26 protein-coding genes and 1 tRNA gene are annotated in these 24,097 nt (G+C 72.4%); 15 read left to right on the forward strand and 12 right to left on the reverse strand.

The annotated features are described in order from the left end of the window. Nucleotides 1–35: 35 nt before the first annotated feature. Genes J2Z33_RS01725 through J2Z33_RS01735 form a run of 3 tightly spaced genes read right to left on the reverse strand, consistent with a single transcriptional unit; the run spans nucleotide 36 to nucleotide 3,704 of the window. Nucleotides 36–1,487: a cryptochrome/photolyase family protein gene (locus J2Z33_RS01725; RefSeq protein ID WP_209837228.1), complete on the reverse strand. Its 1,452-nt coding sequence runs from the start codon at nucleotides 1,485–1,487 to the stop codon at nucleotides 36–38. Continuing rightward, nucleotides 1,484–2,725: an aminotransferase class V-fold PLP-dependent enzyme gene (locus J2Z33_RS01730; protein WP_209837230.1), complete on the reverse strand. Its 1,242-nt coding sequence runs from the start codon at nucleotides 2,723–2,725 to the stop codon at nucleotides 1,484–1,486. The genes J2Z33_RS01725 and J2Z33_RS01730 overlap by 4 nt, the downstream gene beginning before the upstream one ends. Nucleotide 2,726: 1 nt before the next feature. Beyond that, complete coding sequence (locus J2Z33_RS01735) at nucleotides 2,727–3,704, reverse strand: MDR family oxidoreductase (RefSeq protein ID WP_209837232.1); 978 nt, start codon at nucleotides 3,702–3,704, stop codon at nucleotides 2,727–2,729. 188 nt (nucleotides 3,705–3,892) lie between these two features. Here J2Z33_RS01735 and J2Z33_RS01740 point away from each other — a divergent pair, with 188 nt between their 5' ends. Then, entirely contained in the window at nucleotides 3,893–4,939 is a 1,047-nt protein-coding gene (locus tag J2Z33_RS01740) for an ABC transporter substrate-binding protein (protein WP_209837234.1), read from the forward strand. A gap of 437 nt (nucleotides 4,940–5,376) precedes the next feature. On the opposite strand, the gene speB is transcribed toward J2Z33_RS01740, so the two are convergent. Together speB and J2Z33_RS01750 are read right to left on the reverse strand one after the other, a co-directional pair. Continuing rightward, nucleotides 5,377–6,339: an agmatinase gene (gene speB, locus J2Z33_RS01745; protein ID WP_209837235.1), complete on the reverse strand. Its 963-nt coding sequence runs from the start codon at nucleotides 6,337–6,339 to the stop codon at nucleotides 5,377–5,379. A 4-nt stretch (nucleotides 6,340–6,343) separates the two neighbouring features. Then, entirely contained in the window at nucleotides 6,344–7,504 is a 1,161-nt protein-coding gene (locus J2Z33_RS01750; protein ID WP_209837237.1) for a M20 aminoacylase family protein, read from the reverse strand. Nucleotides 7,505–7,574: 70 nt separating this feature from the next. Here J2Z33_RS01750 and mazG point away from each other — a divergent pair, with 70 nt between their 5' ends. Both mazG and J2Z33_RS01760 read left to right on the forward strand, forming a co-directional pair. Continuing rightward, nucleotides 7,575–8,354: a nucleoside triphosphate pyrophosphohydrolase gene (gene mazG / locus J2Z33_RS01755; protein WP_209837239.1), complete on the forward strand. Its 780-nt coding sequence runs from the start codon at nucleotides 7,575–7,577 to the stop codon at nucleotides 8,352–8,354. A 93-nt stretch (nucleotides 8,355–8,447) separates the two neighbouring features. Further along, nucleotides 8,448–9,452, forward strand: coding sequence for a Fe(3+) ABC transporter substrate-binding protein (locus tag J2Z33_RS01760; RefSeq protein WP_209837241.1), 1,005 nt, complete (start codon nucleotides 8,448–8,450; stop codon nucleotides 9,450–9,452). Nucleotides 9,453–9,488: 36 nt separating this feature from the next. On the opposite strand, the gene J2Z33_RS01765 is transcribed toward J2Z33_RS01760, so the two are convergent. Next, entirely contained in the window at nucleotides 9,489–11,315 is a 1,827-nt protein-coding gene (locus tag J2Z33_RS01765) for an ABC-F family ATP-binding cassette domain-containing protein (RefSeq protein ID WP_209837243.1), read from the reverse strand. A 101-nt stretch (nucleotides 11,316–11,416) separates the two neighbouring features. Between J2Z33_RS01765 and msrB the strand changes: the two genes are divergently transcribed. Then, a complete protein-coding gene (gene msrB, locus J2Z33_RS01770; protein ID WP_209837245.1) occupies nucleotides 11,417–11,818 on the forward strand; it encodes a peptide-methionine (R)-S-oxide reductase MsrB in 402 nt (133 codons plus the stop codon). 344 nt (nucleotides 11,819–12,162) lie between these two features. On the opposite strand, the gene J2Z33_RS01775 is transcribed toward msrB, so the two are convergent. Both J2Z33_RS01775 and J2Z33_RS01780 read right to left on the reverse strand, forming a co-directional pair. Further along, the gene (locus tag J2Z33_RS01775) at nucleotides 12,163–12,384 is read right to left on the reverse strand and encodes a hypothetical protein (protein WP_209837247.1); all 222 of its coding nucleotides are present in this window, start codon (nucleotides 12,382–12,384) and stop codon (nucleotides 12,163–12,165) included. Continuing rightward, complete coding sequence (locus J2Z33_RS01780; protein ID WP_209837249.1) at nucleotides 12,381–12,833, reverse strand: outer membrane protein assembly factor BamE; 453 nt, start codon at nucleotides 12,831–12,833, stop codon at nucleotides 12,381–12,383. Before J2Z33_RS01780 ends, J2Z33_RS01775 begins: the two co-directional genes overlap by 4 nt. Before the next feature lie 82 nt (nucleotides 12,834–12,915). Here J2Z33_RS01780 and J2Z33_RS01785 point away from each other — a divergent pair, with 82 nt between their 5' ends. From J2Z33_RS01785 to J2Z33_RS01820, 8 genes are all read left to right on the forward strand, one after another. Beyond that, complete coding sequence (locus tag J2Z33_RS01785) at nucleotides 12,916–13,455, forward strand: YceD family protein (RefSeq protein ID WP_209837251.1); 540 nt, start codon at nucleotides 12,916–12,918, stop codon at nucleotides 13,453–13,455. A 165-nt stretch (nucleotides 13,456–13,620) separates the two neighbouring features. After that, nucleotides 13,621–13,827, forward strand: coding sequence for a 50S ribosomal protein L32 (rpmF, locus tag J2Z33_RS01790; protein WP_209837253.1), 207 nt, complete (start codon nucleotides 13,621–13,623; stop codon nucleotides 13,825–13,827). Between the two features lie 20 nt (nucleotides 13,828–13,847). Continuing rightward, nucleotides 13,848–14,987, forward strand: coding sequence for a phosphate acyltransferase PlsX (gene plsX, locus J2Z33_RS01795; RefSeq protein WP_209837255.1), 1,140 nt, complete (start codon nucleotides 13,848–13,850; stop codon nucleotides 14,985–14,987). Continuing rightward, on the forward strand, nucleotides 14,984–15,955 hold the full coding sequence (locus tag J2Z33_RS01800; RefSeq protein WP_209837258.1) for a beta-ketoacyl-ACP synthase III: 972 nt from the start codon (nucleotides 14,984–14,986) through the stop codon (nucleotides 15,953–15,955). The genes plsX and J2Z33_RS01800 overlap by 4 nt, the downstream gene beginning before the upstream one ends. A gap of 80 nt (nucleotides 15,956–16,035) precedes the next feature. Beyond that, entirely contained in the window at nucleotides 16,036–16,338 is a 303-nt protein-coding gene (gene ihfA, locus J2Z33_RS01805; RefSeq protein WP_209837260.1) for an integration host factor subunit alpha, read from the forward strand. Between the two features lie 4 nt (nucleotides 16,339–16,342). Continuing rightward, nucleotides 16,343–16,978 (forward strand): MerR family transcriptional regulator, encoded by a 636-nt coding sequence (locus J2Z33_RS01810; RefSeq protein ID WP_342454105.1) that lies wholly within the window; start codon nucleotides 16,343–16,345, stop codon nucleotides 16,976–16,978. Nucleotides 16,979–17,055: 77 nt separating this feature from the next. After that, nucleotides 17,056–17,132, forward strand: a tRNA-Pro gene (locus tag J2Z33_RS01815). 127 nt (nucleotides 17,133–17,259) lie between these two features. After that, on the forward strand, nucleotides 17,260–18,327 hold the full coding sequence (locus J2Z33_RS01820; protein WP_209837264.1) for a 2'-deoxycytidine 5'-triphosphate deaminase: 1,068 nt from the start codon (nucleotides 17,260–17,262) through the stop codon (nucleotides 18,325–18,327). 62 nt (nucleotides 18,328–18,389) lie between these two features. On the opposite strand, the gene J2Z33_RS01825 is transcribed toward J2Z33_RS01820, so the two are convergent. Continuing rightward, entirely contained in the window at nucleotides 18,390–18,653 is a 264-nt protein-coding gene (locus tag J2Z33_RS01825; protein ID WP_209837266.1) for a DUF2312 domain-containing protein, read from the reverse strand. A gap of 127 nt (nucleotides 18,654–18,780) precedes the next feature. Between J2Z33_RS01825 and J2Z33_RS01830 the strand changes: the two genes are divergently transcribed. The 3 genes from J2Z33_RS01830 (at nucleotide 18,781) to J2Z33_RS01840 (ending at nucleotide 20,085) form a co-directional block, all read left to right on the forward strand. Continuing rightward, nucleotides 18,781–18,996: a hypothetical protein gene (locus tag J2Z33_RS01830; RefSeq protein WP_209837268.1), complete on the forward strand. Its 216-nt coding sequence runs from the start codon at nucleotides 18,781–18,783 to the stop codon at nucleotides 18,994–18,996. A gap of 42 nt (nucleotides 18,997–19,038) precedes the next feature. Beyond that, entirely contained in the window at nucleotides 19,039–19,455 is a 417-nt protein-coding gene (locus J2Z33_RS01835) for a protein tyrosine phosphatase family protein (protein ID WP_209837495.1), read from the forward strand. Between the two features lie 81 nt (nucleotides 19,456–19,536). After that, complete coding sequence (locus J2Z33_RS01840) at nucleotides 19,537–20,085, forward strand: DUF892 family protein (protein ID WP_209837269.1); 549 nt, start codon at nucleotides 19,537–19,539, stop codon at nucleotides 20,083–20,085. 61 nt (nucleotides 20,086–20,146) lie between these two features. Here J2Z33_RS01840 and J2Z33_RS18800 read toward each other — a convergent pair whose 3' ends face one another. From J2Z33_RS18800 to J2Z33_RS01855, 3 genes are all read right to left on the reverse strand, one after another. Beyond that, a complete protein-coding gene (locus J2Z33_RS18800; protein WP_209837271.1) occupies nucleotides 20,147–21,070 on the reverse strand; it encodes a FliM/FliN family flagellar motor switch protein in 924 nt (307 codons plus the stop codon). A 66-nt stretch (nucleotides 21,071–21,136) separates the two neighbouring features. Continuing rightward, complete coding sequence (locus tag J2Z33_RS01850; RefSeq protein ID WP_209837497.1) at nucleotides 21,137–23,821, reverse strand: ATP-binding protein; 2,685 nt, start codon at nucleotides 23,819–23,821, stop codon at nucleotides 21,137–21,139. Then, complete coding sequence (locus J2Z33_RS01855) at nucleotides 23,821–24,096, reverse strand: hypothetical protein (protein WP_209837273.1); 276 nt, start codon at nucleotides 24,094–24,096, stop codon at nucleotides 23,821–23,823. Before J2Z33_RS01855 ends, J2Z33_RS01850 begins: the two co-directional genes overlap by 1 nt. Nucleotide 24,097: the final 1 nt, after the last annotated feature.

A 24,097-nucleotide genomic window follows, 5' to 3' on the forward strand; every position in this document is an offset into this window, starting at 1 on the left:
TCCTTGGCCGAAAGCTAAGAGATTGCGCCGCTTTGTCACGGGTTTCCCTCCGCCTCGCCCGACGATTCCCGTCTAGCGCGAAAAGCGGCCAGCGCGGCGGCGCGTCCCGCCGCGAGATCGAGCACCGGCTCGGGATAGGCCTCCCGGGGCGACATCCGCCACGACCGGGGGATCGCGTCGAAGTAGGCCAGCGCTGTCGCGGGCGGCGCGGCCTGCCCCTCGGCGATCCAGGTCCGCTCGTAGAGGCCTTGCCGGTCGTAGGACTTCGACTGCGCCTCGGGGCTGAAGATGCGGAAGAAGGGCGAGGCGTCGGGGCCGGAGCCCGCGACCCATTGCCAGTTCACCGCGTTGCTGGCGGGGTCCCAGTCGGTCAGGCAATCCTCGAACCATTTCAGCCCGACCCGCCAATCGACCATCATGTGCTTGGTCAGGAGCGAGGCGGCGATCATCCGCGCCCGGTTGTGCATCCGGCCGGTGACATACATCTCGCGCATGGCGGCATCGACGAGGCGGATGCCGGTCCGGCCCCGCTGCCACGCCTGGACCAGCGGCGTGTCGGCGTCGCGCGACCAAGGGAACGTGCGCCATTCGGGGCGCCAGTGGTCGGTCGCGATCCCGGGCGAGTGGAACAGCAGATGATGGGAGAAGTCGCGCCACGCGACCTCCTTGAGGAACTGCTCAGCCCCGGCCTCGCCGCGCTCCAGCGCCGAAAGGCCCGCGTGCCAGCAGGCGCGGGGGCTGATCTCGCCCAACGTCAGGTTCTCGGACAGGCGCGAGGAGCCATCCTGCGAGGGGTAGTCGCGGGCGGTGGCGTAGCCGCCGATCCGTTCGGCGATGAAGCGGTCGAGCCGGTCGCGCGCCCGCGCCTCGCCGGGGTGCTGCCAGGCGGCGACGATGGGGCCGCCCCGGTTCATGGCCGCGTCGAGCCGCCAGTCGGGGAGGCGGTCGGAGGCGGGCCAGCGGTCGGGCGCGGGGGGGCGCTGCGGCGCGGGCAGGGGCTCGCCGGGGTCGCGGGCGCGCAACGCCTTGAAGAAGGGGCCGTAGATGCGGAAGGGGCCGCCCGCGCCGGTTCGGACCGCCTCGGGCTCGTGGAGGAGGTGGCCGGGGAAGGCGCGGGCCTCAGTCCCCTGCCCCGTCAAACCGTCGGTCACCGCGTCGTCGCGATGGCGCGACAGCGGGTCGTGGAGGCGGGTCCACCAGACCGCGCCTGCCCCGGTCTCGGCCACCAGGGCGCGCAGGGTGTCCAGCGCCGGGCCGCGCCGCAGGATCAGGCGGCTGCCGAGGGATTCGAGGCTCCGCGCCAGTTCGGCGAGGCTGAGGCCGAGGCGCTGGCGCGGCGCGGCGCCCAGCGCCTCGACGCCCTCGTCGCAGAGGGCGACGGGGATCACCGGGCGGCCCGAGGCGGCCGCGGCGTGAAGCGCCGGGTGGTCCGCGAGGCGCAGGTCGCGGCGGAACCAGAGCAGGATGGGGGAGCGCGGGTCGGTCATCGCGTCGCCCCCGGCAGCACGGCGGAGAGCGCGCGGAGAAGGCGGTCGATGTCCTCCTCGGAGGTGTAGTGCGTGAAGCTGAGGCGCAGGACGCCCTTGGCGGGGTCCACGCCCATCGCGCGGAGCGGGCGCACGGCGTAGAAGTCGCCGCCGCCGGCCATGATGCCGTGGGGGGCGAGGGCCGCCGCGACCGGCTCGGCGGGGCCGGGCAGCTCCAGGGCCACGGTGGGCGCGCGGCGGTCCGGGTCCGTCGGGCCGAGGAGGCGGAGGTCGTTGCGGCCCGCGAGCGCGGCGAGCAGCGGGCGGAGCAGATGGACCTCGCGGGCGCGCATCAGGTCGTGGGCGAAGCGGGCGGCCGGGGCTCCGGTGGCGGGGCCGCCGTGGTGGGCGGAGAGCGACTCCAGGTAGTCGGCGATGCCGGCGGAAGCGGCGATCTGGGCGTGGTCGGGACCGGCGGGGGTGAGGCGCTTGTAAAGGGTGTCGCCGTTGAAGAAATGGGCCTGGTTCGGCAGCTCGCGGCCCCAGTCCTCGCGGATCGTCATGATCCCCTGATGGGGGCCGTAGACCTTGTAGGCGCTGAACAGGTAGACGTCGCAGCCCAGAGCGCCCACGTCGGGGAGGCCGTGGGGGGCGTAGCTCACGCCGTCCACGCAGGTCCGCGCGCCCGCCGCCCTGGCGATGGCGCAGATGCGTGCCACATCATTGATTTCGGCGACGACGTTCGAGCAGTGGGGGAAGCAGACGAGGCGCACGCGCCCGTCGGACAGGAGATCGGGCAGCGCCTCGGGGTCGAGGTGGCCGGTCGCGGGGTCGATCCGCCACTCGCGGATTTCCACGCCATCCTCGGCAAGGCGGCGCCAGGGGCCGGAGTTGGCTTCGTGGTCCTGGTTCGTCACCACGATGGCCTCGCCGGGTTTCAGCCATTTGCGGACGGCCTGGGCGAGGACGTAGGTGTTGGCAGTCGTCGAGGGGCCGAAGGACAGCTCGTGCGTCTGCACGCCCAGCATGGCGGCCAGACGCGCGCGCGCTTCGTCCATCTCCGCGCCCGCGAGCTGCGAGGCGGCGTAGGGCGCGTAGGGCTGGACCTTCCGCTCGGTGTAGAAGCGGGTCAGGCGCTGGACCACGGGCGCGCAAGGGAAGGAGCCCCCCGCGTTCTCGAAGAAGGACTGGTCCCGCAGGGCGGGCACGGCGAAGGCGGGGAACCGGGCGCGGACCCAAGGTGCGTCGAAGGCGGTCATGTCAGAGGTCCACCACGACGCGGCCCTGCACCTGGCCCTTGAGGATGGCGCGGCCGAGGTCGGGGAGGTCGGCGAGCGTGGCGGGGCGGGTCATGGCGTCGAACTTGTCCTTGGGCAGGTCACGGGCGATGCGGGCCCAGGCGGCCTCGCGTTCGGGGATGGGGGCCATGACCGAGTCGATGCCGAGGAGGCTCACGCCGCGCAGCAGGAACGGGATCACGGTCGCGGGGAGGTCCGCGCCGCCGGCGAGGCCCACGGCGGCCACGGCGGCGCGGTAGCGCATCTGGCCGAGGACGCGGGCCAGCATCGCGCCGCCCACGGCGTCGATGCCGCCGGCCCAGGTCTCGGATTCGAGGGGCCGGGGGCTGACCTCGGAAAGGTCGGCGCGGGGGACGATGCGGGTGGCGCCGAGGTCGCGGAGGTAGCCCTCGGTCTCGGGGCGGCCCGTGACGGCGGCGACCTCGTGGCCCGCCGCAGACAGGAGCGCGACGGCGACGCTGCCCACCCCGCCGGACGCGCCGGTGACGAGGACGGGGCCTTGGCCGGGTTCCAGCCCATGCGCCTCCAGCGCGAGGATCGCCAGCATGGCGGTGAGGCCGGCGGTGCCGACGGCCATGGACTGGCGGAGCGTCAGGCCCGGAGGCAGGCGCACGAGCCAGTCGGCGCGGACGCGGGCCTTTTCCGCGTAGCCGCCCCAGCGCGATTCGCCGACGCGCCAGCCGGTCAGGATCACCTCGTCGCCGGGGCTCCAGCGCGGGTCGGTGGAGGATTCGACCACGCCCGCGAAGTCGATGCCGGGGACGTGGGGATAGGTCCGCACGAGGCCGCCGCCGCCCGTGAGGCAGAGCCCGTCCTTGTAGTTCAGCGTCGAGTGGCGCACGGCGACCGTCACCTCCCCCTCCGGGAGGCGGTCCTCGGGGACGTCGGTGACGTGGGCGCGGACGGCGGTGTCGTCCTTCTCGACCAGCAGGGTTTTCATGCGGGGCTCCTTTCGGGGGCGGGCTTGCGTTGGTTGCGCCGCGGTTGGGCGGCAGGGTGGCAGGCGGGGCAAGGCCCCGCAAGCACGGCGTTTTCATCGGCGGCGCGGCGCGACCGCCCTTGAAGGCGGGCGGCGCGGTTCCTAACGTCGGAGCAGACCGCCACGCTGTCCAACGGGAGACACCCCCCATGAAGTTCGCGACCCTCCTGGGCGCCGCGTCGCTCGCCGCCGTAGCCCTGGGCCAAGCCGCCCTGGCGCAGGACGCCGAGCTGACCGTGCTCGACTACCCCGGCTTCGAGACGCCCGAGTTCCACCAGTCCTACGTCGCCAAGAACGGGGCCTCGCCCACCTTCTCGTTCTTCGGGGACGAGGAGGAGGCGTTCCAGAAGGTCCAGGCGGGCTTCCAGGCGGACGTGGCGCATATCTGCTCGGGCTCGGTCAACAAATGGCGCGAGTCGGGGCTGCTGGAGCCCTGGGACACGACGAGGATCGAATCCTTCGCCACGCTCGACGCGAACCTGACGGGCACCGCCATCTCGGGCGAGGGCGAGACGCTGTTCATCCCCACCGACTGGGGCACCACCGCCATCGCCTACAACCCCGACGAGGTGCCGGCCGAGGACGTGGCCTCGCTGGCGGTGTTCCAGAACCCCGCCTATGCCGGCCGCATCGCCATCCCGGACAACGTCGATGACGCCTGGGCGCTGGCCTACCTCGCGACCGGCGTGACCGACTGGACGAACGCCACGGACGAGCAGTTCGAGGCCGCCGCGCAGTGGCTGCGGGACGTGCACCCGTCCCTGCGGACCTACTGGACCGATCCGGCGGAGCTGGCGCAGCTCATGTCCACCGGCGAGGTGCTGGTCGCCTGGGCCTGGAACGAGACCTTCCCCACCATGAAGGAGGAGGGCCGTCCCATCGGCTTCCAGCGCGAGCCCGCCGAGGGGTCGAGCGTCTGGCTCTGCGGCCTCGTCAACATGACGAACGGGCCGGGGTCCGAGGACAAGGTGTATGACTACGCCAACGCCTTCCTGGCGCCCGAGACGGCGACCGCGCTGGTCGCGGCGGGCTGGGGCAGCGCCAACACCGCCGGCATGGAGGGGATCGGCGACGAGGAGCTGACCGCCTCGGGGCTGGGCGTCATCGACGCGCCGATCTTCGCGCAGCTCCCCATCTCCATCGAGTCGCGGGAGCGGCACGCCCAGACCTTCGAGGAGATCAAGGCGGGCTTCTGAGCCCGCCAGGGCGAGGAGATCAAGGCGGGCTTCTGAGCCCGCCAGGGCGGGGAGATCAAGGCGGGGGTCCGAGCCCGTGACGGGCCGCGCGGCGGAGGACGCCGCGCGGCTGATCCGCGCCCATGCCGGACGGGCCGCCCGCGCGGGGCGCGGGGCGGGTCGGTCGGCTTGGGATATGGCGGCGCGGACGGGCATGGAATCACTCCTCTGGGTTCATGCGAGGAGATTGCCCGAGAGGGATGAACGGCGTCCTACAGGACCGGGCGTTGCGTTGACGGAATCTTAGCGGTTCGTCCGGGCAGGGTCGCGAATCGGCGATCCCCCCATCGGCGGCCTGCGACGGCGCGGTGTCCGATCCGGTTGCGACAGGGCAGAGACCTTGTCGGGTGGGCTAAGGCCCGCCCCGCGACTCGCGTCCGGCCGAACCGGATGATGCCTCACCGCCCGAGGCGATACCAGGCGTAGAGGCACAGGATCTCGGTCGCGACATGGGCGCCGGCGATGGCGGTCGCGCCGGTGGTGTCGTAGGGCGGCGAGACCTCGACCACGTCGCCGCCGACGACGCGGAGGCCCGCGAGGCCGCGCAGGATCGCCGCCGCCTGCCAGGAGTGCAGGCCCCCCCAGACCGGCGTGCCGGTGCCCGGCGCGAAGGCGGGGTCGAGCGCGTCGATGTCGAAGGTGAGATAGACCGGCGCGGCGCCGACGATGCGGCGCACCTCCTCGGCCACGGCGTTGGGGCCGTCCTCGTGGACGGCGCGGGCGTCGATCATGGGCATCCCGAGGCGGTCGGGCGTCACGGTGCGGATGCCGATCTGGACCGAGCGATCCGGGTCCACGAGGCCCTGCTTCACCGCCTTGTAGAGGAAGGTGCCGTGGTCGATGCGGTCCATGTCGTCGTCGCGCCAGAGGTCGGAATGGGCGTCGAACTGGACGACGGAGATGGGGCCGTGCGTGTCCGCGTAGGCGCGCAGGATCGGCAGGGTGATGGAATGGTCGCCGCCGAGGACGACGGTGCCCATGTCCTGCGCGAGGATCTCGGCCACGCGGGCGGTCAGGGTCGCGGGGAAGTCGGCGGGCCTGGCGTAGTCGAAGGCCACGTCGCCGGCGTCCACCACGGTGAGTTCCGACAGGGGGTCGAAGGGCCAGCCATAGGGCGGGTCGTAGGGCTGGAGGGTGGAGGCCTCGCGGATGGCGCGCGGCCCGAAGCGCGCGCCGGGGCGGTGGGTCACGGCCTGGTCGAAGGGGACGCCGAGGATGGCGAGGTCGGCCCCCCTCACGTCCTTGCCGTAGCGGCGGCGCAGGAAGGAGGTGACGCCGCCGAAGGCGTTCTCGAAGGCGGGGCCGCGGTCCTGGGGGCCGAGGGCGCGGTCCACCTCGGTCTTGGCATCCTCGAGTCCCATGGGTTCACTCCGTGACGGGAAGGGCGCGCTCGATCACGCGGGCGAGGTAGCTCGCGCCCAGCGGCAGGGCACGGTCGTCGAAGACGAAGGCGGGGTGGTGGCACATCGGCGTGTCGCCGTTGCCGAGCATGACGAAGGCGCCGGGGCGCTGTTCGAGGAGGAACGAGAAGTCCTCGGCCCCCATCTCCGGGGTCATGCGGTCCTCGACGCGGGTGCCGACCTCCTGCGCGACCTCGACGGCGAAGGCGGTGCGGGCGGCGTCGTTGATGGTGGGCGGGTAGCCCTCGATGAACTCCACCGTCGCGGAGAGGCCGAAGGCGGCGGCGGTGCCCTGGGCGACCTCCCCGAGCCGGCGGCGGGCGAGGGCATGGAGCGCCTTGTCGTAGCTGCGGATCGTGCCGCCGACCGTCGCCCGGTCGGGGATGACGTTGAAGGCGCTGCCGGCGTGGACCTGCGTCACCGACAGGACGAGCTGCTTCATCGGGTCGGCGTTGCGGCTGGGGATGGTCTGGAGCGCGCCGACCAGCGCGCAGGCGGCGGGGACCGGGTCGAGGGCGTCGTGGGGATAGGCGGCATGGCCCCCCTGCCCCGTCAGCGTCACCGTGAAGTCGTCCACGGCGGCCATGATCGGGCCGGGGGTGGTCGCGAACTCGCCCACCGGCACGCCGGGGGCGATGTGGAGGGCGTGGACCTCGCGGACGTGGAAGCGGTCGAGGACGCCCTCCCGCACCATGACCTGACCGCCGCCACCCTGCTCCTCGGCCGGTTGGAACAGGAGGACGGCGGTGCCGGCGAAGTTGCGCGTCTCGGCGAGGTAGCGGGCCGCGCCGAGGAGCATGGCCGTGTGGCCGTCGTGGCCGCAGGCGTGCATCCGGCCGGGGATCTCGGAGGCGTAGGGGACGCCGGATTGTTCGTCCATGGGGAGGGCGTCCATGTCGGCGCGCAGGGCCACGGCGGGGCCGGGTCGTTGGCCGTGGATGAGGGCGACGACGCCGGATCGGGCGATGCCCTCGTGCAGCTCGTCCACGCCGAACTCGCGCAGGCGCTCGGCGACGAAACGGGAGGTCTCGGGGAGGTCGAAGCCCAGCTCGGGGCGGCGGTGGATCGCGTGGCGCCAGGCGGCCATGTCGTCCGCGAGGGCAGCGATGCGGTTGACGACGGGCATGGGTGGACTCCGTTGGGCGGCCATGCGACGGCCGGCGGCGACAGCTACCCATGCCAGGGGGGAAACCGCAATGGCCGACGCCGCGACCGAGATGGACCGGCTGCTGGGCATCATGGCCCGGCTGCGCGACCCGGAGACGGGCTGCGCCTGGGATGTGGAGCAGACCTTCGCCACCATCGCGCCCTATACGATCGAGGAGGCCTACGAGGTCGCGGACGCGATCCAGAAGGAGGACTGGGCGGGGCTGAAGGGGGAGCTGGGGGACCTGCTGTTCCAGTCGGTGTTCCACGCACGGATGGCCGAGGAGGCGGGGCTGTTCGACTTCGGGGACGTGGCGCGGGCGATCTCGGACAAGATGGTGAAGCGGCATCCGCACGTGTTCGGGGACGAAGGGGGGCGGACGGCGGAGGAGCAGACCGTCGCCTGGGAGGCGCAGAAGGCGAAGGAGCGCGGCGGGCGGGTGCTGGACGGCGTGGCGCTGGCGCTGCCGGCGCTGAAGCGGGCCGAGAAGTTGCAGGCGCGGGCGGCGCGGGTGGGCTTCGACTGGCCGAACGCGGGGCCGGTGCTGGACAAGGTGGCCGAGGAGGCGCGGGAGGTGGCCGAGGCCGAGGGGCTGGAGGCGCGCGAGGAGGAGGTGGGGGACCTGCTGTTCGTGGTGGCGAACCTCGCGCGGCACCTGGGCGTGGACCCGGAGGCGGCCTTGCGGCGGGCCAACGCGAAGTTCGAGAGGCGCTTCGCCGCCGTCGAGGACGGGCTGCGCGCGCGGGGGAAGAGCCCGGCGGAGAGCACGCTGGCGGAGATGGACGCGCTCTGGGACGAGGTACGGGCGGCGGACAAGCTTCGGACTTAGGTCCGAACGGCCGGCGGGCGATCCTGTCGGGCGTTGATCCGAGCGAAATAGTCGGATTTAAGGCGCCGCATCAACGACCGACTGGAGCTTTCGATGAGCCTGCGTTCCTTCCTCCTTGCCACTGCCGCGAGCGCCGTCGCGTTCCCGGCGCTGGCGGACGTCAACGTCTACACCACCCGGCAGCCCGAGCTGATCCAGCCGGTGATCGACGCCTTCACGACCCAGACGGGGATCATGGTGAACCTCGCCTTCGTGGAGGAGGGCATCGTCGAGCGGCTGGTGGCCGAGGGCGACCGCTCGCCCGCCGACCTCGTGATGACGGTGGACATCGCCAACCTGAGCCAGATCGTGGACGCGGGCGTGATCCAGCCCGTCGAGAGCGAGGTCCTGGAGGCGGCGGTGCCGGCGGAGCTGCGGTCGGCGGACGGGCGGTGGTTCGCGCTGACGACGCGGGCGCGCATCGTCTACGCCAGCAAGGAGCGCGTGGCGGACGGCGAGGTGACGACCTACGAGGACCTCGCGGACCCGAAGTGGCAGGGGCGCATCTGCACGCGGTCGGGGGTGCACAACTACAACCTCGCGCTGCTGTCGGCGGTGATCGCGCATCACGGCGAGGAGCAGGCGAAGGCCTGGGCCGAGGGGCTGAAGGCCAACCTCGCCAAGAAGCCGCAGGGCGGCGACCGCGATCAGGTGCAGTCGATCTGGCAGGGCGAGTGCGACATCGCGCTGGGAAATACATACTATATGGGTCAAATGCTCGAAGACCCGGAGCAGCAGGACTGGGCGAACTCGGTCCGCATCGTGTTCCCGACCTTCGAGGGCGGCGGGACGCACGTGAACGTGTCGGGGATCGCGATGACCAACGCCGCGCCGAACCGCGAGGAGGCGCTGGAGCTGATGGAGTTCCTCGTGTCGCCCGAGGCGCAGGCGATCTACGCCGAGGAGAACAACGAGTATCCGGTGCGGGCGGACGCGGAGCTGTCGGATCTGGTGGCGTCCTGGGGGCCGTTCACGCCGGACACGCTCGACCTGACCGAGCTGGCGGGGCACCGGGCCGCCGCGCTGCGGATCATGGAAGAGGTGAACTTCGACGGCTGAGCCAGGGCTTGAGCCGACGGCGGCCGGGGGCTGGGGTCAGCCCTCGGCCTTCTCGGCCAGCAGGAGCCATTCCTCCTCGGCGGATTCGAGGGCCTTCTGGCGCTGGGCCAGCATCTCGGAGGCCTTGCGGAACTTGACCGGCTCGCGCGTGAAGAGGTCGGGGTCGGCGAGGAGGTTGCCGAGGCGGTCGATCTCCTCGGTGAGGCGGTCGATCTCGACGGGGAGCGTGTCGAGGCGGTGCTTCTCGGTGAAGCTGAGGCCGTTGCGCTTTGGCGCGGGAGCGGCCTGCGGGGCGGGCGACCCGGCCGGTCCCGGCGCGGGCGCGGTGGAGGCTTCAGGGCGGTGGCCGAGCGGCTGGCCGCCGCGCTGGGCCATCATGTCGGTCCAGCCGCCGGCGTAGGGGGTCGCCGTGCCGTCGCCCTCCATGGCGATGGTCAGGGTCGCCACGCGGTCGAGGAAGTCGCGGTCGTGGCTGACGAGGATCACGGTCCCGTCGTAGTCGCCCAGCACGTCCTGGAGGAGGTCCAGCGTCTCGATGTCGAGATCGTTGGTGGGCTCGTCGAGGACGAGGAGGTTCGAGGGCTTGGCCATGATGCGGGCGAGCAGCAGCCGCGCCTTCTCGCCGCCCGAGAGGGATTTGACGGGCGCGCGGGCCTGGGCGTCGGCAAAGAGGAAGTCCTTGAGGTAGGCCACGACGTGCTTGGGCTGGCCGCGCACCATCACCTGATCGGAGCGGCCGCCGCGCAGGTCGGGGTCGGAGGTCAGGCTGTCCCAGAGCGTCGCCTCGGGGTCGAGCGCGGCGCGGGACTGGTCGAGGACCGCGACCTCGAGGTTGGTGCCGTGGGTGACCGACCCTGCGTCGGGGGCGAGGCGGCCGAGGAGGAGGTTGACGAGCGTCGTCTTGCCCGCGCCGTTGGGGCCGACGAGGGCAAGGCGATCGCCACGCTGCACGGTCAGGTCGAGGCCGCGCACGATGGGGCGGCCGTCGAAGGATTTGGTCAGGTTCTTGGCGAGGATCACCCGCTTGCCCGAGGTCGGGCCGGATTCCATGGCCAGCGCCGCCGTGCCCTGGCGGCGGATCTGGTCGCGCCGCTCCTCGCGCATCGCGTCGAGCGCGCGGACGCGGCCCATGTTGCGCTTGCGCCGGGCCGAGATGCCCTCGACCGCCCATTTCGCCTCCAGCTTGATGCGCTGGTCGAGCTTGTGGCGGGCGGTGTCCTCGTCGTCCCAGACCTGATCGCGCCAGGTCTCGAAGTTCTCGAAGCCGCGGTCCTGGCGGCGCACCTCGCCCCGGTCGATCCAGAGCGTGGCGCGGGTGAGGTTCCGCAGCACGGCGCGGTCGTGGGAGATGAGGACGAAGGCGGAGCGCGTCTCGGAGAGCTGGGATTCCAGCCATTCGATGGCGGCGATGTCGAGGTGGTTGGTGGGCTCGTCGAGGAGGAGGAGGTCGGGCTCCTCGGCCATCAGGCGGGCCAAGGCGGCGCGGCGACGCTCGCCCCCGGAGGCGGAGGCGGTGGGGCGATCGGGGTCGAAGCCCAGCCCCTCGGCGGCGATGGCGACGCGGTAGTCCTCGCCCGGAGGGAGGGTGGCGGTGGCGTAGTCGCCCAAGGTGGCGAAGCCCGAGAGGTCGGGGTCCTGCTCCATGTAGCCGACGCGGGTGCCCGGCGCGGTGGCGCGGAGGCCCCGGTCGGATTCGACGGTGCCGGCCATGACCTTCATCAGCGTGGACTTTCCGCTGCCGTTGCGGCCCACGAGGGCGATGCGGTCGCCCTCCTGCACGGCGAGGGAGAGGCCGTCGAACACGGGATCGCCGCCGAAGGTGAGGGCGATGTCGGAGAGCTGGAGGAGGGGTGCGCGCGCCATGGGGGCCGAGGTATGGGGCGCGGGCGGCGGCGTCAACCGGAGGGGGTTGGTCGCCGGGGTCCGCGCCCCTACATCGGGAGCGAGCCGATCAGGAGGATGCGATGGAGAAGGTGGTCAAGAGCGACGAGGAGTGGCAGCGGGAGCTGTCGCCCGAGGCCTACCGCGTGACTCGGGGGCACGGGACGGAGCGGGCGTTCTCGCATCCGGGATTCCCGGAGGGAGAGGGCACGTTCCGCTGCGTGGCCTGCGGCGCGCCGCTGTTCGATTCGGAGACGAAATACGAGAGCGGGTCGGGCTGGCCGTCGTTCTGGCAGCCCATCGACGGGGTGGAGAGCCAGGCCGTCGAGGAGACGGTGGACCGGAGCCACGGGATGACGCGGACCGAGGTGCATTGCGCGCGCTGCGCGGCGCATCTGGGGCACGTGTTCCCGGACGGGCCAAAGCCCACGGGGCTGCGCTACTGCATCAACGGGGCGGCGCTGACGTTCGAGCCGGAGGAGTGAGGTCGGTCGCGGCCGCCGTCCGACGAGCCCGGGTCGCGGCGTATCCAGAATCGGGGGATGCAAGGACGGCACCTGCGTCGCCCGAGGGGGCCGCCTTGCGCCGCGCCGCGCGTTCCGGCGGATGGCGATGCTCATACAGGACCAGCGCGCCGGCCCCCGCCAGGATCATCAAGGCAGCGCGAGAGGGACCAGGTCCGACAGCACGGCGGTCCCCGTCCCGGTAAGCCGTCACTCGGCGGGGTGGTGGGGCTTCTTCTCGGGGCGGGTGGCGAGCCAGTAGGCCCAGGCGCCCAGGATCAGCCCGCCGGCGGGGATCGTCATGAAGACGAGGAATTCGTCGAGGGTCATGGCACGAGTCCCTTCAGGAGGCGTCTCGCTCCGAAATGTAGTGCGCCGGAGGCCACGATACAAACGGCGATTCCAACAAGGATCAGGAGCGTGGGCCGCCGGTCCCCGTAGAGGATCGACAGGACGGGCGTCAGGGTGCCGACCGCGAAGAGCGCGATGGCCACCCCGTTGAGGAAGGTGGCCGTGAGCTTGGCCTGCTCGTTGCGGACGAGGCTCACTCCGCGTCGTCACCCAGGAGCGAGCCGGCGTCGAAGCGGCCGACGTTGCCGAGGAGCTGGTTGATGAAGGTGCGGTCGGCGAAGACCTCGGCGGTCACGTTGCGCGAGAGGGGGACCACGCGGCCCTCCTCCAGCCCGAACCGCTCCACGTTGCCGAGGGTTCCGTCGGCGGCGAAGCTGATGGCGAGCACCTGGCGGTCCACCTCCTCGGTGGCGGCGAGGCCGACCTGCTGGAAGCGGCTTTGCACGTAGTAGAAGCTGCGGTCGCCGTTCAGGCCGGTGGTCGTCGGGCGGCCGACCTTGGCCGCCACGCTCTCGGGCGTGTCCACGCCGGGCGCGAGCGTGGCGAGGGCCGAGTCGCTGGGGACGTAGCCGTGGTTGCGGACGATGGGCGCGCAGGCCTGAAGGAGGAGCGCCACAGCCATGGCGCCGGCCAAACTCGTCCGCATCAGTGCCCCCCTTGCCTTGTCCCGGATCGCCTCATATCGCGGCTTAGGGCATGGAGCGAGCCCCTTCAAGAAAGGAAGCGCCATGAGCGACGCCACCCCCCTCCCCCGTCACGTCCTCCGCCTGTCCGAGGGCAACCAGCGGCAGGCGATCGCCTTCGCGCTGGTTCCCGAGGCGGACGCGCGCGCCGCCGTCGCCGCCGAGCTGGGCATCCCCGGCGTCCGCAAGCTGCGCTTCGAGGGGCGGCTGTCGCCCAGCGGGCGCAAGGACTGGCGGCTGGAGGCGCATCTGGGCGCGACGGTGGTGCAGGACTGCGTGGTGACGCTGGAGCCGGTGACGACGCGGATCGAGGAGGGCGTGGACCGGCTCTACATGGCCGACCTGCCCGAGCCGGAGGCGGCCGAGGCCGAGGTGCCGGAGGACGACGTGGAGCCGCTCCCCGCCAGCCTGGACCTGGGCGAGGTCATGCTGGAGGCGCTGGCGCTGGCGCTGCCGGCCTATCCGCGCGCGGCAGGCGTGGAGCTGGGCGAGGTCGTCGTGACCGAGCCGGGCTCGGAGGCGCTGACCGAGGAAAAGGCCAGACCCTTCGCCAGCTTGCGCGACGCGATCAAGCCCAGGGAATGACGCCATCCGAGGGTTGCGGACGGCGCGGAATCCGCTATGTTCGCGGCCTTCCGTCGAGGCTCGACATCGCGGCGGGGAGGGCGTATTGCCGCCCCCCGTGACGCGAGCATTCGCCGAACTTTCACCGATGGGCCATGCGCCCTGCCAGAACGCCGAGGTTGTGACATGGCCGTCCCGCAGAACAAAGTCTCCAAGTCGCGCCGCAATCAGCGCCGCGCGCATGATTTCGTGGTCGCCGCGAACCCCAACGAATGCGGCAACTGCGGCGAGCTGAAGCGCCCGCACCACGTCTGCCCGTCCTGCGGCCACTACGACTCGCGCGAGGTCGTGGCGCTGGCGAGCGCCGTCGAGATCGACGAGGACGCGGCCTAAGCTCACGGCATCCGCCCGGAATGGCTGACCCTCGACCGTCCAGCGGGACCGAGCCGCCGCGCGCCGGCGGCCTCGTCCTGTCGCTGGACGCCATGGGCGGCGACCGGGGGCCGGAGGCGGTCGTCGCGGGGCTGGGCCGGTTCCTGGCCAAGCAGCCCGAGGCGCGCGTGCTCCTGCATGGGCCCGAGGGGCTGCTGACCCCCCTCGCCCGTCCCCTGGGCGAGCGGGTTCGGGTCGTGCACGCGCCCGACGTGGTCGCGATGACCGACAAGCCGTCGCAGGTGATGCGGAACGGCAAGGGCACATCCATGTGGTCCGCCGTCGATTCGGTGCGCGACGGCGAGGCGCAGGCCGTCGTCTCCTGCGGGAACACCGGCGCGCTGATGGCGGTGTCGATGCTGCGGCTGAGGAAGCTCCCCGGCGTCAACCGCCCGGCCATCGCCTGCCTCTGGCCCTCGCTGAACCCCATGGGCTTCAACGTCATGCTGGACGTGGGCGCGGACATCCGCGCCGACGCCGAGGACCTGCTGGTCTATGCGCTGATGGGCACCTCCTATGCCCGGCAGGGCCTGGGCATCGCCCGGCCGCGCGTGGGCCTGCTCAACGTCGGCACCGAGGAGCACAAGGGCCGGCCGGAGCTGAAGGACGCCCACGATCTGATCGGCGGCGCGACGGCGAAGGGCGAGTTCGACTACGTGGGATTCGTGGAGGGCGGGGACATTCCGTCGAACCGGGTGGACGTGATCGTGACCGACGGCTTCACCGGCAACGTCGCGCTCAAGACCGGCGAGGGGACGGCGACGCTGATCTCCACGCTCCTGCGCGAGGCCTTCGGGCGCGGGCCGCTGAGCAAGATGGCGGGGCTGCTCGCCCTGCCCTCGCTCCAGCAGTTCCGCAAGCGCGTGGACCCGCGCCGGGTCAACGGCGGCGTGTTCCTGGGGTTGAACGGCACCGTCATCAAGAGCCACGGCTCGGCCGACGAGACCGGGGTCGCGGCGGCGCTGCGGCTGGCCGGGCGGCTCGGCGCGGCCGGGTTCGCGGAGCGGATCGCGGCGCGGGTTGCGTCGGCGGTCGCCCTCGCCCAGGATGGAACCCCGATGGACGGGGGAGCCACCCCCGCCGGCGGCCCCGAGGCGCCGGAGGAGCAGCAGCAGTCATGACGATCAGGGCGACGGTGACGGGCGTCGGGCATTACCTGCCCGAGCGGGTGGTGCCCAACGCCGAGTTCGAGCGCACGCTCGACACCTCGGACCAGTGGATCCGCGAGCGGACCGGCATCGAGCGGCGGCACTTCGCCGCGCCGGGCCAGACGACCTCGGAGATGGGGGCGCGGGCGGCGCGGGCGGCGCTGGCGATGGCGGGTCGAGAGGCGTCCGAGGTGGACGCGGTGATCGTCGCCACCTCCACGCCGGACCTCACCTTCCCGTCGGCGGCGACGATGGTGCAGAAGGCCATCGGCATGACCGGGGGCTTCGCCTTCGATATCCAGGCGGTCTGCGCGGGCTTCGTCTACGCGCTGACCACCGCCAACGCGCTGATGGTCACGGGGCAGGCGCGGCGCGTGCTGGTGATCGGGTCCGAGACCTTCTCCAAGATCCTCGACTGGACGGACCGGACGACCTGCGTGCTGTTCGGCGACGGCGCGGGCGCGGTGCTGCTGGAGGCCGAGGAGGCCGAGGGCACCTCGCGGGACCGGGGGGTGCTGGCCACCGACCTCCGCTCGGACGGGACGTTCAAGAACCTGCTGTATGTGGACGGCGGCATCTCCACCGGCACGGCGGGGGTGCTGCGGATGGAGGGCAAGGAGGTCTTCCGCCACGCCGTCGCCAAGCTCGCCCAGACCGCCGAGGCGGCGCTGGAGCGGGCGGGGCTGACGGCGGCCGACGTGGACTGGATCGTGCCGCACCAGGCGAACCTGCGGATCATCAAGGCCACCGCGCAGAAGATGGGCCTGCCGATGGACCGGGTGGTCGTCACCGTGCAGGACCACGGCAACACCTCGGCGGCCTCGATCCCGCTGGCGCTGTCGGTGGGCGTGCAGCGCGGGCAGATCAAGCGCGGCGACCTCCTGGTGATGGAGGCGATCGGCGGCGGCCTCGCCTGGGGGTCGGTGGTCCTGCGCTGGTGAGCCCCGCTCACGGGCGCGCGATTGACCCCGTGACTCCCCTGCCCTAATCTCGGCTCCACACCGGCGGGGGGATGGCAAGAATGTCCGACAAGACCTTGACACGCATGGACTTGGCGGATGCCGTCCACCAGGAGGTGGGCCTGTCGCGAAACGACAGCGCCGCGCTGGTCGAGGCGGTGCTGGGCCACATCTCGGACGCGCTGGTGCGCGGGGAGACGGTCAAGATCTCCTCCTTCGGGACCTTCTCGGTCCGCGAGAAGGCGGCGCGGGTCGGCCGCAACCCCAAGACCGGCGAGGAGGTGCCGATCCACCCCCGGCGCGTCCTGAGCTTCCGTTCCTCCCATCTCATGAAGGACCGCATCGCCCATGGCAACCGGAGCTAGGCCCGTGGGGAAAGCCCCGGACGCCTTCCGCACCATCAGCGAGGTGGCGGCCTTCCTCGACACCCCGGCGCACGTGCTGCGGTTCTGGGAATCGAAGTTCCCGCAGGTCCGGCCCGTCAAGCGGGCGGGCGGGCGGCGCTACTACCGGCCGGACGACATCGCCCTGCTGGGCGGGATCAAGATCCTGCTGCACGAGCAGGGCATGACCATCCGGGGCGTGCAGAAGCTCCTGCGAGAACGGGGGCCGCGCTACGTCGCCGGGCTGTCGTCGCTGCCCTGGGAGGGCGAGGGCGTCGAGGAGCCCGCGCCGGCCGAGGATCCGGTGATCGTCGGCCCCTGGCCCGGCGCGCGGGAGGAGCTGACGGCGCGCCCGTCGGTGCTGGAGGCTTTCGTGGCGGGCACCGTCGCGCGGATGGAAGCGGAGGAGGAGCCGGAGGCCGGGGAGCCCCCGGTCGAGTCGGAGCCCGAGTCTGCGCCCGAGTCTGCGCCCGAAGCCGGGCCGGAACCCGAGCGGGAGAGCCGGGTCGAGCGGCTGCGCGCGGCGCTGTCGCGGGCCGACCTCCCGCGCCTGCGCGAGAGCGCGCCCCGGCTCGCGCCCTTGGTCGCGCGCCTGCGCGAGCTGCGCGCCGGGCGGGGCTGACGCTTCGGAAAGCCCGGCGGCGCGGATCGTTTTGCCCCTTGCCCCCGTCCCGTGAATCGGTCAGAAGGCCCCCACGTCGGGCTATAGCGCAGTCTGGTAGCGCGTCCGTCTGGGGGGCGGGAGGTCGCAGGTTCAAGTCCTGCTAGCCCGACCATTCATCCTCCCCCGGCAAGGTCACCCTGGTTCCAGTCGTTCCCTTCGGGGCCCCGCAGGCGGGGCCTTGACAGTCCGGGGCCGGGCCGTGCCTCTGGCCGCGAGGCCCAAGACCGGGAGGGAGCGCCGTGGGAGTCCTGCCAAGCCAGCGCCTGCGCGCCCTGATCGACGGAGGCGCCATCGCCGCCGAGACACCGGTCGCGCCGGGTCAGGTGCAGCCGGCCTCGCTCGACCTGCGGCTCGGGCGCTTCGCCGTGCGGGTGCGGGCGTCGTTCCTGGCGGGAGCGGGCCGAACGGTGGAGGCGCGGCTCCCGGACTTCGAGATGCACCGCTTCGACCTGTCGGGGGGCGCGGTGCTGGAGAAGGGCTGCGTCTATCTCGTGCCGCTGATGGAACGGCTGGCGCTGCCGGAGGGGTTGGAGGGCGTGGCGAACGCCAAGTCCTCGACCGGGCGGCTGGACCTGCTGACGCGGACGATCTGCGACGGGGGCGTGGAGTTCGACCGCATCCCCGAGGGCTACCGGGGCCCGCTCTGGGCCGAGATCTGCCCCCGGTCGTTCAGCGTGCTGGCGCGGCCGGGGATGCGGCTCAACCAGCTCCGGCTGCGCGAGGGGGCGAGCACGCTGTCGGACGAGGAGCTGCGGGCGCTGCACGGGCGGGTGCCGCTGGTGCACGGCGCGGACGCGGCGATCGACGAGGGGCTCGCGTTCTCGGTGGACCTGTCGGGCGTCGGGCGCGTGGGCTGGCGGGCCAAGCCGCACGCGGGGGTGATCGACCTCGACCGGATCGGGCATTACGCCCCCCGCGCCTTCTGGGAGGAGATCCGGGCCGAGGACGGGCGGATCATCCTCGATCCGGGAGCCTTCTACATCCTGATGAGCCGCGAGGCGGTGACGATCCCGCCCGACCACGCCGCCGAGATGGCGCCCTACCTGGCGATGGTGGGGGAGTTCCGGGTGCACTACGCCGGGTTCTTCGATCCGGGCTTCGGCCATGGGGTGGCCGGCGCGGGGTCGCGCGGGGTGCTGGAGGTGCGCTGCCACGAGGCCCCCTTCGCGCTGGAGCACGGGCAGGTGGTGGGGCGGCTGCTGTATGAGCGGATGGCGGCGGTGCCGGACGAGCTTTACGGCCAGGGGATCGCGTCGAACTACCAGGGGCAGGCGCTCAAGCTGTCCAAGCATTTCGCGGAGCCGTGAGGCGGCTCCACCCGGAACGGACGGGTGCGCGAACCAGGGCGGCCCGGTCCGCGCGCCGCGTCTCAGGCCATGCCGAGAGCCTGCTTGTAGAGTTCGAGGATCGCCTCCTCCTCGTCGATGTCATCCTTGTCGCGCTTGCGAAGGGCGATGATCTTCTTGAGGATCTTGACGTCGTAGCCGCGGCCCTTGGCCTCGGCCATGACCTCCTTCATCTCCTCGGCTAGGTCCTTCTTCTGGGCTTCCAGCGCCTCGAAGCGCTCGATGAACTGGCGGATCTCCTCGCCCGGGAGGGGCTCGGTCTCGACCACGGACAGGTGGGGGGGCATGGCGCGATTCCTCTTTTCGGGACTGCTCGTCCCCCCGGCGTAGCCCCCGGCCGGTCCCGCCCGCAAGCGCTTGCGCGGCGCGGGCGGCCAAGGTAGGCGCGGAAGGCACAGCGGCGGAGGATCGCGCATGGACATCCTGGTGTGGATCGGCGTGGCCGTGGCGCTGCTGGGCCTCGTCGGCATCGTCTGGAGCGCGCTGATCGCCATCCGCGCCCGCCGCGCGGGGCTTGACGACGCGGCGCTGCGGGCGCGGCTGCAACGGGCGCTGCCGATCAACCTCGGCGCGCTGCTCCTGTCCACGCTGGGCTGCATGCTGGTGATCGTCGGAGTCTCGATCGGCTGAGCGCGCTGGACGGGGCCGGACGCCGATCCTATGCTCCGCGCCATGGACATCCGCCGCATCACCCCCGACTACGCCGTATCTCCGCAGATCGCCCCCGAGGACGTGCCCGCCCTCGTCGAGGCCGGGTTCCGCACGGTGATCTGCAACCGCCCCGATTCGGAGAATCCGGCGGAGCTGTCGGCGCGGGCGATGCGGGCCGCCGTGGAGTCGGCGGGCCTGCGCTTCGTCGAGAACCCGGTGACGCATCCCACTATGACGCCCGAACGGATCGCCGCGCAGGCCGAGGCCATGGCGGGTGGCCCGGTGCTGGCCTACTGCGCCTCGGGCACCCGCTCCTCGATCCTGTGGTCGCTGGCGCAGGCCGGGCGGCTGCCGGCCGACGAGATCCTCGCGGCGACGGCGCGCGCGGGCTATGACCTCTCGGCGCTGCGGCCCCGGCTCGGACCCGCCGGGGCCTGACCGCATAACAACCGCGCGAGGAGTGAACCTCCGCCCGGCCTTGGCGTTCGTCGTGCGAGACACCGCCACAGGAGAGCGTTCATGGCTTACGATCAAAGCGCGGCCCACGGGTCGCTCCAGGCCTCGGAGCAGGCCAAGCAGGACTACATCATGGGCATCCAGAGCGCCCATGCCCTGGAGAAGCAGGCGACCCAGCTCATCAACCGGCAACTGGAGCGGATCGAGAGCTACCCGGAGGTGGCCGCGCTCCTGCGCCAGCACGGGGCCGAGACCGAGGCGCAGATCCAGCGGCTCGACGGCATCCTCCAGGAGTTCGGGACCAGCAACTCGGCCTTGAAGGACATGGCCACGATGTTCTCGGGCAACATGGCCGCGATGGCGCACACGGTCATGTCCGACGAGATCATGAAGAACCACTTCGCCAACGTCGCCTTCGAGGCCTTCGAGCAGGCGACCTACCGTTCGCTGATCGCGATGGCGCAGGCGACCGGGCACCAGCACCACGTCCCGATCTACGAGGCGACGCTGCGCGAGGAGGAGAAGACGTTCCAGACGCTGCTCGGGATGACGGAGCAGCTGACCGCGAAGTTCATGGCGCTGTCGGCGGCGGGCGAATCGGCCAAGCGCTGAGGCGTCTCGCGGATGCGGATGCGAAGGCGAAGGCTCTCCCACGGGGGAGCCTTTTCCGTTCTCAGACAGGTCCAAGGGCACTCTCCAGCATGGGCGGCAGGGACTCGGCCGGGATGGGAAGCTGGTCCAGCGCCGGGGGAGGCGGCTGCTCGATGCGGATGGCGCGCATCCCGGCGACCTGGCCCAGCCGCGCGGAGCCGAGATCGACGCCGCCGCTCCCTTCGAGCCGGACCGAGGCCACGGTGACGCCCGGCAGCGGCAGGAGCTGTCCCACATGGAGCGCCTCGGCCTCGGCGAGGGGAAGGGACAGGCGGTGCAGCACGGCGTCGAGCGCGACCTGCGCGGCCAGGACCTGGGGCGCGACGGTCGGCGCGGGGACGGCCTCGGCGGGCGTGGGCCGGGCTTGGCCCGGCAGCCGGACCATCAGGAGGATGAGGCCCTGCCGCCCCCCGGCGTCGAGGTCCAGGCTGAGGCGCACGACGCGGTAAAGGCCGTCGCCCAGCAGCATGGTCGCCTCGCGCGGGCCGGGCAGGCGCGCGGCGAGGGCGGGTCCGTGCAGCCACCCCGCGAGCGAGGTGCCGGCGATGGCGGCCTCGGCCTCCTCCAGGAAGGCGGAAAGGAGGGGGCGGGCCAGGGTCACGTCGGCGACCGTGATCTCGCGCGGCTCGGGCGGGAGGGGCGAGACGCGGCCCAGGGCCTGCACCTCGATGGCGGCGGCCCGCGCCTCGGCGTCGAGCGCGATGAGGCCCACCGGCTCCTCTCCCTGGGTCAGGGCGACGATCATCAGCCCCTCCTCCAGCCGGGAGAGCAGGTCGTCGAGCGGCCCCTCGTCCTCGCTGACGCCCAGCACGGCGAGGGGGAGCGAGATGGAGCGTTCCGCCGCGCGGGTCATGGCGATGCGGAGCGCCCGCGCGGGCGTGAGCGGCGCGGGGGCCGGCGAGGGCCGCACAAGGCGGCGAAGTAGCGTCGCGGTCGTCTGTTCCACCTTGTGCCTCCTTTCCATGGGTCGACTCACCCTAGCACCGAGTCGTTGACATCCGGTGAACGGCCCTCACTCCGCGGCGGCGGCGAGGCCCTGGGGGAAGGCCACCCGGAAGGCCGCTCCGCCCTGCCCCGGCAGGTAGGCGATGGAGCCGCCCAGCCGCGCCATGACCTCGCGGCAGATGGCGAGTCCGAGCCCCGCGCCCGAGGGCTCGGGCCGGCCCGAGCGGCGGCCCGAGAGGCGGGCGAAGGACTCGAAGATCACCTCGCGCTCGGGCACGGGGATGCCGCTCCCGTTGTCGGCGAAGTCCACGATCACCTGCCCGCCCCTGCGGTGCACGGAGATCCGCAGCTCGGGCCGGTCGGCGTCGCAGTATTTCGCGGCGTTCGAGGCAAGGTTGATGAAGACCTGCGCCAGCCGGTCGAGGTCGGTGCTGATCGCCACCGCCTCCTGGCCCGGGTCGCGCAGCACCCGCAGCCCGGCGCGGGCGACCCCGGCCGACAGGAGCGCACGGTCGATGACGTCCGCCAGGAGGCCGTGCTGCCGCTTGAGCGACACCTGCCCGTCGCGCAGCACCGACAGGTCGAGGAGGTCGTCGAGCAGGCGGGTCATCCGCTGCGCCTCGGCCTCGACGATCCGGGCGAATCGCTGCGCCTCCAGAGGGGACAGCCCGTCCTCGGCCAGCAGCGAGGAGAAGGAGCGGATCGCGGTCATCGGCGTCCGCAGCTCGTGGCTGATTCGGCTCAGGAAGGCGTCCTTCTGGCGGGCGAGCTGGGTGAGCTTGTCGTTGGCCTCGCGCAGGGCGCGGGCGGTGCGCTCCTGCTCGGCGGACTTCTGCTCCAGCCGGGCGGAGTATTCGAGGATCTGCGCCGTCTCGCCCGCCACGGCCATCAGATCCTCGACCGAGACGCCGGGGCCCTGCACGAGCTGGCCCACCAGGGCGTGCGCGGCGGCGGCCCCGACCGAGCCCGCGAGCTCCCGCTCCAGCCGCTGGAGGAAGGCGGGGGTCGGGTCGGGCAGGTGGCCGGACTTGCCCTGCCGTCCGGCCTCGGCGCCGAAGAGGTCGAGCGCCGCCTCGGTGCCCAGGACGCGCTGCGCGAGCACGAGGAGATCCTCGACCTCGGCGCCGCTGCGCGACCAGGCGCGGCCGGGCTGCGCCCTCTCGAACACGTTGACGAACTGCGCGCCCTGGAGCCGTTCGAGCGGCTTGGGGAAGGTGAGGAGCGAGACCAGCGTGAAGGCCGTGGCGTTGAGCAGCAGCGACCAGATCACCGCGTGGAGGAGCGGGTCGAGCCCCGCCAGCCCGAAGAGCGCGCGGGGCCGGAGCCAGTCGAGACCGTAGGGGCCATTCTCGAGGACGGTCGCCGGGATGACGGCCAGCCCGAACGAGGGCAGGAACAGCGTCCAGGCCCAGACCGTCGCGCCGATGGCCAGCCCGGCCCCGGCCCCCTTGGCGGTGCCGCCGCGCCAGAACACGCCGCCCAGCAGCGCCGGCAGGATCTGCGCCACCCCGGCGAAGGCGATGAGCCCGATGGAGGACAGCGCCACGCCCGAGCCGGTGATCTGGAAGTAGACGTAGCCCAGCGACAGCACGCCGCCCACCGAGGCCCGACGCGCCAGTAGGATCGTGCCGCGCAGGTCGCGCGAGACCTGATCGGGGCGCCGCGTGGACAGCCAGAGCGGCGCGACGATGTGATTGGAGACCATGGTGGCGAGCGCGATGGTCGCCACGATCACCATGGAGGTCGCCGAGGAGAAGCCCCCGAGGAAGGCCAGCAGCGCCAGCCCGCCATGCCCCTCGGAGATCGGCAGGGCCAGCACGAAGAGGTCGGGATTCGAGCCCTCGGGCAGGCGGTCGAGCCCCACGACGGCGATGGGGACGACGAAGAGGCTCATCAGGAGGACGTAGAGGGGGAAGGCCCAGCTCGCCACGGCGAGGTGGCGGTCGTCATCGTTCTCGACCACCAGGACGTGGAACATCCGGGGCAGCGTCAGGAAGGCCGCCGCCGACAGGAAGGTCAGACCGACCCAGCGCCCGCCGTTGCCCTGCCACATCGGGATCGGCGCGCGGTCGATCCGGTCGAGGATGCCGCCCACGCCGCCGCCCAGGCCCCAGACCACGAAGACCCCCACGGCGAGGAGCGCGAAGAGCTTGACCACCGCCTCCACCGCCACCGCCATGACGATGCCATGGTGCCGCTCGGACGGGTCGAGGTTGCGGGTGCCGAAGAGGATCGTGAACACGGCGAGCCCGATGGCCGTCCAGAGCGCCACGAAGTCCACGTCGGCGCGGCCGCCCTCCAGCCCCTCGGTGAAGGCCGCGAAGGTGAGCGAGATCGACTGGAGCTGGAGCGCGATGTAGGGCGTGACCCCCGCCACCGCGATGAGCGTCACCAGCGCGCCGATGGGGACCGACTTGCCGAAGCGCGAGGACACGAGGTCGGCGATGGAGGTGATCCGCTGCGCCCGCCCGATCCGCACCAGCTTGCGGACCACCCACCACCAGCCCACCATCACGAGGCTCGGGCCGAGGTAGATCGTCAGGTATTCGAGCCCCGACCGCGCCGCGTAGCCGACCGCGCCGTAGAAGGTCCAGGCGGTGCAGTAGATCGACAGCGACAGCGTGTAGATGAGCGGCGAGCGCAGCCAGCCGCCGCGCCCCGCCCGCGCCCGCCGGTCCGCCGCGAAGGCCACGGCGAAGAGCATCGCGACATAGCCCAGCGACACCGCGACCAGCGTGTTGAAGGTCAGGATCACGGCGGCCCCTCCCCGCCCTCCTCCTCGGCGTCGAGCCGCAGGAGCCACGCCAGGAGCCGGGCCCCCGCCACCAGCGCCGCCCAGACCCCGAAGACGTAAAGGAGCGCCGCCGCGTTGCCCACGCCCTGCGGGGTGCCGGAGGGCTTCCAGAGCAGCGGGATCAGGAGAAGGACGATCCCCGCGACGGGGAGCAGGCGGGCCGCGTCGCGCAGCCGCCGCTGCCGGTAGCCGGCCGGGGGCAGGAACACGGGCCGCCGGGGCGCGCGGGCCACC

Source organism: Rubellimicrobium aerolatum, from assembly GCF_017872975.1.
Taxonomy (GTDB): domain Bacteria; phylum Pseudomonadota; class Alphaproteobacteria; order Rhodobacterales; family Rhodobacteraceae; genus Rubellimicrobium; species Rubellimicrobium aerolatum.